Consider the following 12,872-nt stretch of genomic DNA (forward strand, 5'->3'; position numbering starts at 1 on the left):
TGGCTGGTCCAAGAATTTTGAGGTGCGCGCTCTTTACACGAAACGGCCACTCGACAAAACTGCGCAGAGGCCTCATTTGCGGCTTCGTTTTCCGACCATCAACACGAGGCAAGATGACCGTCGATCACGCCGTCGGCCACGACACGCTGCGCGGCATCGCGCTGAAGATCGTCTCGGTGACGGTCTTCGTTGGCATGCAGACCTGCATCAAGGTGGCCGGCGACGTGCCCGCGGGGCAGATCGTCTTCTTCCGCTCCTTCTTCGCCATCTTCCCGATCATCGCCTTCCTGGCCTTCAAGAGAGAGCTCGCCACCGCATTCACCACGAAGCGGCCGTTCAACCACATCGCGCGCGGCGTGGTCGGCGTCGGCGCCATGGGGCTCGGCTTCTTCGCGCTGACCAGGTTGCCGCTGCCGGAGGCGATCACGCTGAACTACGCCCAGCCGCTGCTGGTCGTGGTTTTCTCCTCGATCTTCCTCGGCGAGACGATCCGCATCTATCGCTGGAGCGCGGTCGCGGTCGGCCTTGCCGGCGTGCTGATCATCTCCTGGCCCGAGCTGACTCTGCTCAACTCCGGCGAGGGCCTCGACGACCAGGAGGTGCTGGGCGTCATGGCCGCGCTCATCGCCGCGGCCATCTCGGCCGTCGCCATGCTTCTGGTGCGCAATCTCGTGCAGACGGAGAAGACGGCGACCATCGTGCTGTGGTTCTCCTCGACGGCGTCCGTGCTGTCGCTCTTCACGCTGCCCTTCGGCTGGCAGGCGCTGACGCCGATGCAGGCCGCGCTGCTTGTCTTCGCCGGCTTCTGCGGCGGGCTCGGCCAGATCCTGATGACGGCGGCCTACCGCCATGCCGAAGCCTCGGTCGTGGCGCCTTTCGAATACACCTCGATGATCCTCGGCGTCGTCGTCGGCTATCTGGTGTTCGGCGACGTGACGTCGCTCAACACCCTCGTCGGCGGCATGATCGTGGTCGCCGCCGGCATCTTCATCATCTGGCGCGAGCGGCAACTGGGCCTGGAGCGCACGCGCACCCGGACGGCCGCGCCGCCGCAGGGGTGATCTGTTTCCAAAAGAAAACCTCGAAGGCCGAGTTCCGGCACACCCCCCTCTGGCCTGCCGGCCATCTCCCCCGCAAGGGGGGAGATCGGATGTCGCCACTGCCTTCGCCAAACACCAACGGTGCAAAGATGTGCGAGGCGCGGAAGCTGCCAATCTCCCCCCTTGCGGGGGAGATGTCCGGCAGGACAGAGGGGGGTGCTGTCCCGCCGAGGCTACTGGTTAGCGCCCCGCTCTTTCGCCAACCGCACCAGAACCGTCCGCGTCTGCTCGTCGGCCGGGAAAAAAGATTCGATCGCCAGCTCGGACAGCGTGACATCGAGCGGCGTGCCGAACACGGTGATGGTGCTGATGAAGGACAGCACCTGATCGCCATGCGCGAGGTTGAGCGGATGCACGATGCCGCTCGGTTCGACCGGCGACGGCCGGCTGTTCTTCAGCCCGGACGGGTAGGTGCGCAGCTCGCGCTCCAGCTCGATCAGCACCGGGTCGCCGGTGGCGTCGTTCTGGTGCTTCAGCCGCTCCAGCAGATGTGCGCGCCACTCCGCCAGGTTGACGATGCGCGGCGCAACGCCGCCCGGATGGAGGCTGAGCCTGAGCACGTTGACAGGCGGCGCGAGCAGCGACGCTTCGGAGATGTCGGCGAGGAACGGCGCAATCGCGGTGTTCGCAGAAACGAGGTTCCAGTGCCGGTCCACCGCCAGCGCCGGAAAGGGTTCGTGGCCCTTGAGCACGGTCTCGACCGCGGCGAGCGCCGGCGCCAGCGTTGCATCGGTGAGCGGCTTCTCGCTGTAGCTCGGCGCGAAGCCCGCTGCGAGCAGGAGCTGGTTGCGCTGGCGGAGCGGAATCGCCAGTTGCTCGGCCAGATGCAGCACCATGTCGCGCGACGGCTGGGCGCGGCCGCTTTCGACGAAGGAGAGATGCCGCTGCGAGATGTCTGCTTCCATGGCAAGGTCGAGCTGGCTCATGCGCCGCCGCGTACGCCATTCGCGGATCAGGCTGCCGGCGGAAATGTCGGATGTGGTCATGGGGGATGAGTAGGGCGGCGAGGGGAGTAATTCAATTACCTGGGAGGTTATAGCTCCACCTTCTCCCGCAAGAGGAGAAGGGAAGAGCGCTCACGCCAACCCCCTCAGCTTCGCCTTCACCTCGAGAAAATCCCGCCACGCCAGCTTTTTGTGCGCCGGTGTCCTGAGCAGATACGCCGGGTGCAGTGTCGGCATCGCCGGAATGGCGATCCCCGAAGCGGTCGTGTGCGCCCGCCAATTGCCGCGCAGGCGCAGGATCCCCTCGGTCGTGTTGAGCAGCGTCTTGGCCGATGGGCCGCCGAGATTGACCAGCACTTTTGGATTGACCAGCTCGATCTGCCTTTCGATGAAGGGCCGGCAGATTTCGGTCTCGTGCGGCGTCGGCGTGCGGTTGCCCGGCGGCCGCCACGGAATGACATTGGCGATATAGGCCGAGTTGCGGTCGAGGCCGATCGCCGCCAGCATGCGGTCGAGCAGTCGGCCGGAGCGGCCGACAAAGGGCAGGCCTTCGAGGTCCTCGTCGCGGCCCGGCGCTTCGCCGACCAGCATCAGGTCGGCGTTCGGATTGCCGTCGGCAAAGACCAGGTTCTTGGCGGTGAATTTGAGGTTGCAGCCGTCGAAGGCGGCCATGTGCTGGCGCAACTCATCGAGCGTCGTCGCGCGGGCCGCAAGTTGCCGCGCCGCGGCCGCCTGTGCCTCGTCGGGGACGGCGGCGGCCGGCACGCGTGCCGGTGCGTCTGGAATATTGCTCGCGTCGAGGCCGGATAAGGGCGCCGGCGGGTTGGGTGTCTTAGCTGGTTCCGGAGCCCGCTCGGGTGTCGTTCGGCTCTCGGGCCTGGCTTCGCGGCGCGGCGCGGCTGGCGTCCGCTCGGCGGGCCTGCGTTCAGCCGACTTCGCCGCCGCTTCGGCAAACCGGTTGATCGGCGCGTCTTCAAGCGCCTCGTCGACGCCGGCGCTGGAATAGAAGGCAAGCAGTTCGGCGATCTCGAATGGTGTGCGGGGGGAGGCGGCAGTCATGGCGCCACCATCGTCCGCGCGGCGCCGATTTGCAACCGCGATCAGATCATCCCGTCGGTATGCGCGGATCCTGCACGATGTAAAACGTCCAGCGCGGCGTGTAGTCGGTGATCAGGAAATCGAACGTCGCCGTCTTCAGCGGGTCGACCTTGCCGTTCCTGAACAGAAGCTGGTCGTAAGGTTCGAACTTACGTTCGAAATCGGCGAAGTTGCTCGACCAGATGTTGTCCGGCGTCTTGTTGCGCTGATCGAAGGACAGGCCATCGCCGAACACGCTTGGCTGGTCGAGGATTTCCTGCAGCTCGAACTGGAACTCCACCCAGGGCAGGGCGCTGTTGTTGAGCACGTCGATGCGCATGTACATCACGCCGTTGGCGACCTCGCCTGCCTTGCCGAACGGCTCGATCGGCTTGGTCGCGCGGATCGTCAGCGTCACCGGGGTCGCTGTGTTCAGCTCCTCCTTGATGATCAGCGGGTCTTCCTTGGTGCCGATGCCGGAAGCGCCTGTGATGCGGAAGCCGCCCAACTCGTCGGAGAAGGAATAGGCGCCGGTGGTCCAGACCTTCACCGGATCCGCCTGCGCCTGCGCGGTCAAAAAGAGGAGCGGAAGAACCGCGCGCCAGGCCAAGCCTGGCGTGAAGAGTAAGCGCTTCGATGGAAAGCCGGACGGCTCTGGACTGCGCATGGCTTGAAGTATTGCCGATAACCAAGCCGCCGAACAATTAAAAACATGCGTTACCGCCTGGCCTTCCAACCAAATGGCGCTGGCCTATGCTTGGCCATGGCCTGCGCGGCAGCCTTTTCGTAGGGAAAACCGCGACTTTTTGTCGAAATCGGCGTTGTCACGTCCACGCCGGTTTCGCGTCGCGAATTGATGCGCTATGCAGCGCATGAGCCAGCACAATGCGAGAATGCGGCAAGCTATAGAGGGGTCGATGAGCGAAATCGAACGCGAGAGCATGGAATTCGACGTGGTGATCGTCGGCGCAGGTCCCGCCGGCCTTGCCGCGGCTATCCGTCTGAAGCAGCTCAACGCCGATCTTTCCGTGGTCGTCCTGGAGAAGGGCGGCGAGGTCGGCGCGCATATCCTGTCCGGCGCGGTTGTCGATCCGATCGGCATCGACCGACTGCTGCCAGGCTGGCGCGAGGAGGGCGATCACCCGTTCAAGACCCCGGTCACCGACGATCATTTCCTGGTGCTTGGCCCCGCCGGCTCTTTCCGCCTGCCGAACTTCCTGATGCCGCCGCTGATGAACAATCACGGCAACTACATCGTCTCGCTCGGCAATGTCTGCCGCTGGCTGGCGACCAAGGCCGAGGCGCTGGGCGTCGAGATCTATCCGGGTTTCGCGGCGGCAAGCCTCGTCTACAACGAGGCCGGCGCCGTCACCGGCGTCATCACCGGCGACATGGGCGTCGAGAAGGACGGCACGCATGGCGCGGCCTACGCTCCGGGCATGGCGCTGATGGGCAAATATGTGCTGATCGGCGAGGGCGCACGCGGCTCTTTAGCCAAGCAGCTCATCGCCAAATACAAACTCTCCGAAGGCCGCGAACCCGGCAAATATGGCATCGGCCTCAAGGAACTTTGGCAGGTCAAGCCCGAGAACCACAAGCCGGGCCTCGTGCAGCATTCCTTCGGCTGGCCGCTCGACATGAAGACCGGCGGCGGCTCCTTCCTCTACCATCTGGAAGACAACCAGGTGGCGGTCGGCTTCGTCGTCCACCTCAACTACAAGAACCCCTATCTGTCGCCCTTCGAGGAGTTCCAGCGCTTCAAGACCCATCCGGCGATCGCCGGCACCTTCCAGGGTGCCAAGCGCATCGGCTATGGCGCGCGCGCCATCACCGAGGGTGGCTGGCAGTCGGTGCCGAAGCTGTCCTTCCCGGGCGGCGTGCTGATGGGCTGTGCGGCGGGCTTCGTCAACGTTCCGCGCATCAAGGGTTCGCATAATGCGGTGCTGTCCGGCATGCTGGCGGCCGAGCATGTGGCCGAGGCGATCGCCGGCGGCCGCGCCAATGACGAGCTCGCTTCCTATGAAGACGCCTGGCGCGGCACCGACATCGGCAAGGACCTGAAGAAGGTCCGCAACGTCAAGCCGCTCTGGTCGCGCTTCGGCACCATCGTCGGCGTCGGCATCGGCGGCCTCGACATGTGGCTGAACACGCTGTTCGCCTTCTCGCCCTTCGGCACGCTGAAGCACGGCAAGGCCGACTACGCGACGCTCGAGCCAGCCTCCGAGCATCAGAAGATCGCCTATCCGAAGCCGGATGGCGTGCTGACCTTCGACCGGCTGTCCTCGGTGTTTTTGTCCAACACCAACCATGAGGAAAACGAGCCGACCCATCTGATCGTCGGCGACATGGCGCTGCAGCAGCGCTCCGAACACGATGTCTTCGCCGGTCCTTCGACCCGCTACTGCCCGGCCGGCGTCTATGAGTGGGTGGACAAGGACGGCAAAGCCGCAGCCGACCCGTCGGCCAAAGACGTGCGCTTCGTCATCAACGCGCAGAACTGCGTGCACTGCAAGACCTGCGACATCAAGGATCCGAACCAGAACATCAACTGGGTGCCGCCGCAGGGTGGCGAGGGACCGGTCTATCAGGGCATGTGAGCCGCGCTGCCGGCAGCGCCGTCTCGACCGCTGTTCGGCAACGTCCCGCGGTTCCGGCCGGCCCGTAACGGCGTTTCAAGCGCTCAAGCTTGAAATTGCACCCGGCTTATAGTTCCTTCTTTGCGGATAGGGAGCAAATGGGCCATGCGCCTGGCGGTTCTTACATGCCTCGTCATGCTCGGCGGGCTGTGCGGCATCGCACCGGAGGCCGTGGCCGGCACCAAGGTGCTGGTCACGACGCGCAGCTATGACATCGCCGGCGCGACGGGGGCTGCCCTGGTCGAGGCGATGAACAGCAAAGGTCCCAAGCACGGCTTTATGACCCGCGCCATCGCCGACACCAGCTATGTGGTGAACTGGAACTTGGACGTGCATCGCGACGACGGCGTCTGCAGGTTGCGGGGCGCCGACGGAACGATGGAACTCACCTACACTTTTCCCCGTCTGGCTTCGCCGCCGACAGCTAGGCTCGAGCGGCGCTGGCGGCGCTTCCTCGCCGGTGTCCATGCTCACGAGCACCACCATGGCCGCATCGCCAAGGCCATGATGCGCGCCACCGACAAGTCCATTGCCGGCCTCGCGCTTGCCGACAATTGGTTCTGCAGCGCCACCCATCGCGAGGCCAGGCGCCGGATCGACGCCGTCTATGTGCAATATGAGGCCAAGCAGAACGCCTTCGACGCGCGTGAGCATCGCGACGGCGGCCATGTCGACCGGATGGCCCATGCGCTGATGGGGAGGAACTGAACTCCAGCCCGCTCGCCTGCCAGGCGGGCGTCAGCCTCGCGGCTTGCCGGGCCCTTCATTCGCCGCCAGCGCCGACTTGTGCTCGTCATCGGGCGCCTCGGGCCGCAGCGTGAATTCGACCAGCACGGGCAGATGGTCGGAGCCGGTATCCTCCAGCCGGGCCGAGGAGAGGATCGCCACCCCACCCTTGCTGAACACCTGGTCGATCGGCAGGCCCGCGTAACGGCGCAGGAAATCAGGCAGCGTGCGGTGGATCCAGGTCGGGCCGGCCGACGGCATCAGCGTCATGCCGCCGAGCCGCGCCACCCGCCGCACCGCCGCGCTCCACGGCACGGCGTTGCAGTCGCCGGCCATGATGGCGGTTTCGCCGAGCGCGCCCAGCGGTTCCGCCAGTTCACCGATCTGCCAGTACTGCTCCTTCGGCCACGGCCAGCTCAGATGGATCGCTGCGACGTCGACCGGAACGCCGTTGAAATCGATCGTGGCGGTCGCCATCGCGCCGCGCGGCTCGCAACGCGGTCCGGTGCCGGCGGCGAAGGGACGGCGCGAAAGCAGCGCGACGCCGAATATGCCGTTGGGATAGTCGCAAAGGATGCGATAGGGATAAGCGCTGCCAATATAGCCAAGCTCCTTCGCCCACATGCCGGACACTTCGTCGAGCGTGATGACGTCGGGGTTGGTCCGGCCGATCAGCGACAGCACCTTCTTCGGCGTCGGGTTGTTGAAGCGCAGGTTCATCTGAAGCAGGCTGTAGGTGATCCGGTCGGCCGGCTTTGCGATTGCCTGCTGCGTCGACAATCTCGGCAGCGCGCTCGTCGTTGTCGCGAAGCAGGCGATGGCGAAGACCAGCGCCGCGACGGCTTGCAGCCGGTAGGAACCGGCAAGCAGCACCAGCGCGAGCAAGGCCGTCAGCAGGCTCAGATGCATGCGGAAATGCGAGAAGGAATCGAAGGCCGGGTGCAGCGTGCCGAAGAACCCGGCCAGCAGCGCGGCCGAGCATGCCATCATCGCAAGGAATGTCAGCTGAGCCATCATGCTCAAGCGCGCACCGCCCGTTGTCATTTGCTCCGACCGCCCCAGCCTTCCATCCGGACCGCTTATCGGCCAAATTGCGGCCCAAGCAAGACGACCGATTGCCTCGCCAGCGGTTGGCCGGTACGCGCCTACTGGAACGCCGTCTCGGAAAAGCTTCTGAGCTTGCGCGAATGCAGCCGCTCCATCGGCATTTCGGCCAGCTTCTCCATCGCCCTGATGCCGATGGTGAGATGCTGCGCCACCTGCCGCTTGTAGAACTCGGTCGCCATGCCGGGCAGCTTCAGCTCGCCATGCAGCGGCTTGTCGGAGACGCACAGCAGCGTCCCGTAAGGCACGCGGAAGCGGAAGCCGTTGGCGGCGATGGTGGCCGATTCCATGTCGAGCGCGATGGCGCGCGACTGCGACAGGCGCTGCACCGGTCCGCGCTGGTCGCGCAGCTCCCAGTTGCGGTTGTCGATGGTGGCGACGGTGCCGGTGCGCATGATGCGCTTGAGATCGTAGCCGGAAAGCCCGGTCACTTCGGCGACCGCTTCCTGCAGCGCCACCTGGATTTCGGCCAGCGGCGGGATCGGCACCCAGACCGGCAGGTCGTCGTCCAGCACATGGTCCTCGCGCACATAGGCGTGGGCCAGCACGTAGTCGCCCAGCGCCTGCGTGTTGCGCAGGCCCGCGCAATGGCCGAGCATCACCCAGGCATGCGGACGAAGCACTGCGATATGGTCGGTGATCGTCTTGGCGTTGGAAGGGCCGACGCCGATATTGACCATGGTGATGCCGCCATGGCCGGGCTTCTTCAGGTGGTAGGCCGGCATCTGCGGCAGACGCTGCGGCGGTGTGCCTTCGGAGGCCGTTGCTCCGTTGCGGGTCACGACATTGCCGGGCTCGACGAACTCGACATAACCGCTGTCGCCAGCGGCCATCAGCTCGCGGGCCCGCGCCACGAACTCGTCGATGTAGAACTGGTAGTTGGTGAACAGCACGAAGTTCTGGAAGTGCTGCGGGCTGGTCGCCGTGTAATGCGTCATGCGGTGCAGCGAATAATCGATCCGCTGCGCGGTGAACGGCGCCAGCGGCCTTGGCTCGCCGAACGCCACCTCGAAAGTGCCGTTGGCGATCTGGTCGTCGGTGCCGTCGAGATCCGGCACGTCGAACAGGTCGCGGATCGGCCGCTTTATGCGCTCGGCGTCTGCGCCGTCGACATAGGTGCCTTCCAGGAAGGCGAAATGCAGCGGGATGGGTGTCGTCGATTCCGCCACCGTCACCGTCACGCCGTGATTGCGCATGATGAGCCTCAACTGCTCGATGAGATAGTTCTCGAACAGTTGCGGCTGCGTGATCGTGGTGGCGAAGTGCCCCGGCGTCGGCATATGGCCATAGGCCTGGCGCGAGTCGACCTGGCTGAATGAGGTCGTGGTGACGCCGATCTGCGGATAGAAGGCCCGGTAGCGCTTGCTCTCGTCGCCGCCCGCGGCAAGCGCGGCGAAGGAATCGCGCAGGAATTTGGTGTTGCGGTCGTAGAGCGCCTGCAGCGCCGCGACGGCTCTTTTTGCGTCGTGGAAGCTCTGCTTGCCGAAGGGCTCCGGCATGACGACAGATTCGATGGCTTGGGGGTAGATTCGCTTTTCCATGGCTCAATATAGAGATTTGGAAGAGCGGTTGGGAGGGGTCGGCGGGGTGAACGGCAATCTAGGTCGAGATTTTTTGTCGCTCAGATTCAAGGTGTGTTGAGATTCAGGTCAGGCCGCGTTGAAAATGGTGGGTTCCGAGAACCGGCCTACGCCGGCCATAGCCTCCATAGAGCGGAGACACTTATGAGGGCTTCGGCCGGCGAAGGCCGGAGCGGAGCGTACTTTTCGTACGTGAGCACCGGAAGCGCAGGAAGCCGCCATTTGCAGACCGGCATCACCTGAATATCGGCACACCTTACCCGCGCTGCAGGCTGATCAGCAACACGAAGCCTAAGCCGGTGTTCTTTTGCGGCGGCGCTTCGATCGTGTTGCCCGTGCCGGCGCGCATCATCGGCACGGCCAGCACCGGGGCGGCGAGCAGCATCAGGATGAGCGTCGCCCGCGGCAGCAGCCTCAGGGTCTTCGTTGCGGTGGTGGTGAGGCGGTTCATTTTGGTGGTGTCCCGAATTTCAGCTTGGTCGCTTTCAGCTTTGTCGTTTCAGCGCTTCACTTGGTTCACGGAGCCGAGAATGAAGCCGTCGGCCGTTCCCACGAGCGGGTCGAGTGACCGGCCTCCGCCACCAGGATGGCGAAGAACATGCCGAACAGGCTCATCAGCAGGCAGACGATGGTGAAGCGGCGGGCAAGCATTTCTCTCTCCTTTAATGCGGGAGAGAATGCCGGAATGCCTCTGAACCGGTTCTGAGACCAGTATTCATCTGCGGTTCAAATTGATTGACGAGGTCTTGAACAGGTGTCGATGCCAGAGCGCGGCTCCGGGGGGCGCAGCCGCTCCAAAAGAAAACGGGGCCGTTCGGCCCCGTTTCGGATGGGTCTGGAATTGGCGATCAGAGCTTGTGCCAGGTCTGGCTCTTGCAGATCAAGCCGCCGAGCACGCAGCCGCTCATCTTGAGCGTCGTGCCCGTAAGCGTCGCCTTGCCGGAATAGGTCTTGTCGTTGGCCGGGTCGGTGATGTTGCCGGCATATTTGTTGTCGCCGGCCGCCTTCAGCGAGCCGATCGTCTTGCCGGCATATTTGCCCGTCTTGAGCGTGATGGAGAATGAGCCGCCGCCGCCGATCGTCGCCGTCTCGCCCGATTGCGTCTTCCAACTGCCTTCAATCGGGTCGGCCCACGCGGCACCCGCCATGATCAAGGTGGCCGCCAGGGCCAAGCTCATCTTTCGAAACATCTTGTCCACCTCCCTATGGGGTCGTGGCGGGCTCCGGTCCGCCTTCCTGCCCCTTACGCAAAGGTAAAGCTAATCCAGCTCCCGCCAAAACAAAAGCGGTGCCGCGACGGAAGGTTGCAAGGATTTTCGTGGCCGCCATGGCCCGGAATAAACGAAACTCGAAAAGCGCTTCGGTTTCCGTGGTTAGCGAAGTCTTGATTCCGGGCTCGGCAATTTTCATCGAATTTGAAGCAAAATGGCTGAAACGCTGGATTCCCATGCTTAACGATTTTCCGCGTTTACCTCTTGTTTTAGCTTTGTTTTCCTCAAATTAAGCAAGCCATTTAACGACGGATTCAAGGCCAGCCGTCATCCTCGAAAGCATCGAAAGAGCAGCCCGCCCCGAGGGACACCAAGGGAAAAAGGAGGCGGCTCTCGGGAGCCAGACAGGGGATTGAAATGGCACGCTTTGAAATGCTCGAAGACGGCTTCGGCGCCATGGGGGCAACTGCCCAGGCCGACATTCTTTTCGAACTGGGCATGATGTATGCGACCGGCCGCGATTGCGAGACCGATGTCGTTGCCGCCCACAAATGGTTCAACATCGCCGCGATCAAGGGCTCGGCCCGCGCCGCCGAACTGCGCTCCGAGCTGTCGGCCACGATGTCGAAGGCTGACATCGCCAAGGCGCTGCGCGAAGCGCGCGAATGGATGACGATGCACTGATCCTGAGGATCGGTGCGAAGGGTTCAGGGGACAAGGCCGCAACAAGACGGCTGTTAGACAAGACCAAGAACGCGGCAGGCCAACAAGCCAGAGCCGCGCCGACCATGATCCCGAAAAGTGGGTCCGGTTTTCGGATGAGATCATGGTCCACTAGATACAGGGAAGCGAGCGGGTTTCGGGCGCGGGGGCGTCTGGAGAGCTCGACTGCAAAAGCCGCGACCGACCGAAACAAGGTCGGCGCGGCTTTTTGCATTACGCTTGGTAATCGGCCGTGTGGCCCAAGAAATCCCCGCCTAAATGAACCAAAACCTTCCGCATTGTGCTCTCGACAGTTTCGGCGAAGGGTGAAATTGTCCCGGCTCTGTGGAAGAAGCGCGGCCGGAGCGGCGCGCGCAAGTGGAGGAGTTCTTATAGTCATGAAAAAATTGGGTATTTTGAGCGCGGCCGCATTTGGCCTGATGATGAGCGCCCCGGTTGCCTTCGCCGACGACATCACCATTTCGGTGGTCGGCCCGATGACCGGCCAGCTCGCCACCATCGGTGACCAGTTCAAGCAGGGCGCGAAGGCTGCCGCCGACGCGATCAATGCCGCCGGCGGCGTCAACGGCTCCCAGATCAAGCTCGACATCGAGGATGACCAGTGCGATCCGAAGCAGGCGGTCTCGGTGGCCAACCGCATCGTCGCCAACGGCGTCAAGTTCGTCGACGGCCATGCCTGCTCGGGCTCGAGCATTCCGGCCTCGGCCGTCTACGCCGAAGCCGGCACGCTGATGATGAGCCCGGCATCGTCCAACCCGGTGCTGACCGACGCCGCGGCCAAGTCCGGCTGGCCGACCATCATGCGCCTCTACACGCGCGACGATGCGCAGGGCGCCTTCATCGGCCCGTGGATCGCCAAGAAATACGCCGGCAAGAACGTTGTCGTCCTGCACGACAAGAGCGCCTACGGCCAGGGCGTTGCCGATGCCGTGAAGGCGACGATGAATGCCGGCGGCCTGAAGGAAGTCGATTATGAAGGCATCAACGCCGGCGAGAAGGACTATTCGGCCTTGGTCACCAAGCTGAAGGAACTGAAGGCCGACGTCGTCTATTTCGGCGGCTACCATCCCGAGGCTGGCCTGATCCTGCGCCAGGCGGCCGAGCAGAACGTCAAGTTCCAGCTGATCATGCCGGACTCGATCGCCTCGCCGGAATTCTGGCAGGTCGCCGGGCCGGCCGGTGAAGGCACCATGTTCGTCTTCCCGTCGGACCCGCAGGCTAAGCCCGAAGCGAAGGACGCCGTCGCCAAGATCAAGGCCGGCGGCTTCACGCCGGAAGGCTTCACGCTGTTCTCCTACGCCGTGATCCAGGCTGTCGCCGAGGGCGTCAAGCGCGCCGGCACGGACGATCCGGCCAAGGTCGCCGAGGCGCTCAAGGACGGCAAGCCGATCAGCACCGTCGTCGGCGACGTCATCTTCGACGAGAAGGGCGACCTGAAGAACGCCAGCTACGACATCAACCAGTGGCACGACGGCAAATACGCGCCGATCAAGCCGTAAATTCGGTTAGGTAATTTATGAAGATGGCCGGGCTCGTCCCGGCCATTTTCGTTTTGGCGCGCGGGCTTGAGCGTATGGGTCGGCTCTCTACGGCGCCCCCCTCTGTCCCGCCGACGCTTTGGTGCTAGAGCGGGATGGGATTACCACCGGTCATATCCAGAGTTTGCGAAGTAGTTTGAGCACTCGATCGGTGTGACACCGTTGAGGATCTGTCCGATCGCCTGGCAGACGGTTTCGACCGTGCGACTTGCGGCCTTTCTGAGCCAGTGCTT

The 12,872-nt window shown here is 63.9% G+C and carries 14 protein-coding genes; 5 read left to right on the forward strand and 9 right to left on the reverse strand.

The features are described 5' to 3' along the window. Positions 1 to 113 precede the first annotated feature (113 nt). A complete protein-coding gene (locus AC0YKC_RS29980) occupies positions 114 to 1,061 on the forward strand; it encodes a DMT family transporter (RefSeq protein WP_320294929.1) in 948 nt (315 codons plus the stop codon). A gap of 212 nt (positions 1,062 to 1,273) precedes the next feature. Here AC0YKC_RS29980 and AC0YKC_RS29985 read toward each other — a convergent pair whose 3' ends face one another. The 3 genes from AC0YKC_RS29985 to AC0YKC_RS29995 all read right to left on the reverse strand — a co-directional run bounded on the left by AC0YKC_RS29985 (position 1,274) and on the right by AC0YKC_RS29995 (position 3,788). Then, on the reverse strand, positions 1,274 to 2,086 hold the full coding sequence (locus AC0YKC_RS29985; RefSeq protein WP_488513652.1) for a helix-turn-helix domain-containing protein: 813 nt from the start codon (positions 2,084 to 2,086) through the stop codon (positions 1,274 to 1,276). A 90-nt stretch (positions 2,087 to 2,176) separates the two neighbouring features. Beyond that, positions 2,177 to 3,103, reverse strand: coding sequence for a uracil-DNA glycosylase (locus tag AC0YKC_RS29990; RefSeq protein WP_488513653.1), 927 nt, complete (start codon positions 3,101 to 3,103; stop codon positions 2,177 to 2,179). A 46-nt stretch (positions 3,104 to 3,149) separates the two neighbouring features. Beyond that, positions 3,150 to 3,788, reverse strand: a complete 639-nt coding sequence (locus tag AC0YKC_RS29995; protein ID WP_320294932.1) for a hypothetical protein — start codon at positions 3,786 to 3,788, stop codon at positions 3,150 to 3,152. Positions 3,789 to 4,038: 250 nt separating this feature from the next. Between AC0YKC_RS29995 and AC0YKC_RS30000 the strand changes: the two genes are divergently transcribed. After that, positions 4,039 to 5,718: an electron transfer flavoprotein-ubiquinone oxidoreductase gene (locus tag AC0YKC_RS30000; protein WP_488513654.1), complete on the forward strand. Its 1,680-nt coding sequence runs from the start codon at positions 4,039 to 4,041 to the stop codon at positions 5,716 to 5,718. 144 nt (positions 5,719 to 5,862) lie between these two features. Next, a complete protein-coding gene (locus tag AC0YKC_RS30005; protein ID WP_488513655.1) occupies positions 5,863 to 6,465 on the forward strand; it encodes a DUF922 domain-containing protein in 603 nt (200 codons plus the stop codon). Between the two features lie 30 nt (positions 6,466 to 6,495). Here the strand turns inward: AC0YKC_RS30005 and AC0YKC_RS30010 are convergent, their stop codons facing one another. The 6 genes from AC0YKC_RS30010 to AC0YKC_RS30035 form a co-directional block, all read right to left on the reverse strand. Continuing rightward, positions 6,496 to 7,500 (reverse strand): endonuclease/exonuclease/phosphatase family protein, encoded by a 1,005-nt coding sequence (locus tag AC0YKC_RS30010; protein ID WP_434725684.1) that lies wholly within the window; start codon positions 7,498 to 7,500, stop codon positions 6,496 to 6,498. 128 nt (positions 7,501 to 7,628) lie between these two features. Beyond that, on the reverse strand, positions 7,629 to 9,086 hold the full coding sequence (locus AC0YKC_RS30015; protein WP_434721827.1) for an AMP nucleosidase: 1,458 nt from the start codon (positions 9,084 to 9,086) through the stop codon (positions 7,629 to 7,631). Positions 9,087 to 9,423: 337 nt separating this feature from the next. Further along, complete coding sequence (locus tag AC0YKC_RS30020; protein ID WP_320294936.1) at positions 9,424 to 9,618, reverse strand: hypothetical protein; 195 nt, start codon at positions 9,616 to 9,618, stop codon at positions 9,424 to 9,426. Positions 9,619 to 9,683: 65 nt separating this feature from the next. Further along, on the reverse strand, positions 9,684 to 9,818 hold the full coding sequence (locus AC0YKC_RS30025) for a hypothetical protein (RefSeq protein WP_320294937.1): 135 nt from the start codon (positions 9,816 to 9,818) through the stop codon (positions 9,684 to 9,686). 197 nt (positions 9,819 to 10,015) lie between these two features. After that, positions 10,016 to 10,357 carry a DUF2147 domain-containing protein gene (locus AC0YKC_RS30030; protein WP_140807574.1) on the reverse strand — a complete coding sequence of 114 codons (342 nt, stop codon included), beginning with the start codon at positions 10,355 to 10,357 and terminating at the stop codon, positions 10,016 to 10,018. 13 nt (positions 10,358 to 10,370) lie between these two features. Then, on the reverse strand, positions 10,371 to 10,616 hold the full coding sequence (locus tag AC0YKC_RS30035) for a hypothetical protein (protein ID WP_434721829.1): 246 nt from the start codon (positions 10,614 to 10,616) through the stop codon (positions 10,371 to 10,373). 179 nt (positions 10,617 to 10,795) lie between these two features. Between AC0YKC_RS30035 and AC0YKC_RS30040 the strand changes: the two genes are divergently transcribed. Further along, complete coding sequence (locus AC0YKC_RS30040; protein ID WP_278077872.1) at positions 10,796 to 11,062, forward strand: SEL1-like repeat protein; 267 nt, start codon at positions 10,796 to 10,798, stop codon at positions 11,060 to 11,062. A 416-nt stretch (positions 11,063 to 11,478) separates the two neighbouring features. Next, positions 11,479 to 12,600 carry an ABC transporter substrate-binding protein gene (locus tag AC0YKC_RS30045; RefSeq protein ID WP_488513656.1) on the forward strand — a complete coding sequence of 374 codons (1,122 nt, stop codon included), beginning with the start codon at positions 11,479 to 11,481 and terminating at the stop codon, positions 12,598 to 12,600. Positions 12,601 to 12,872 lie beyond the last annotated feature (272 nt).

It is taken from the genome of Mesorhizobium sp. CNPSo 4661 (assembly GCF_057784215.1).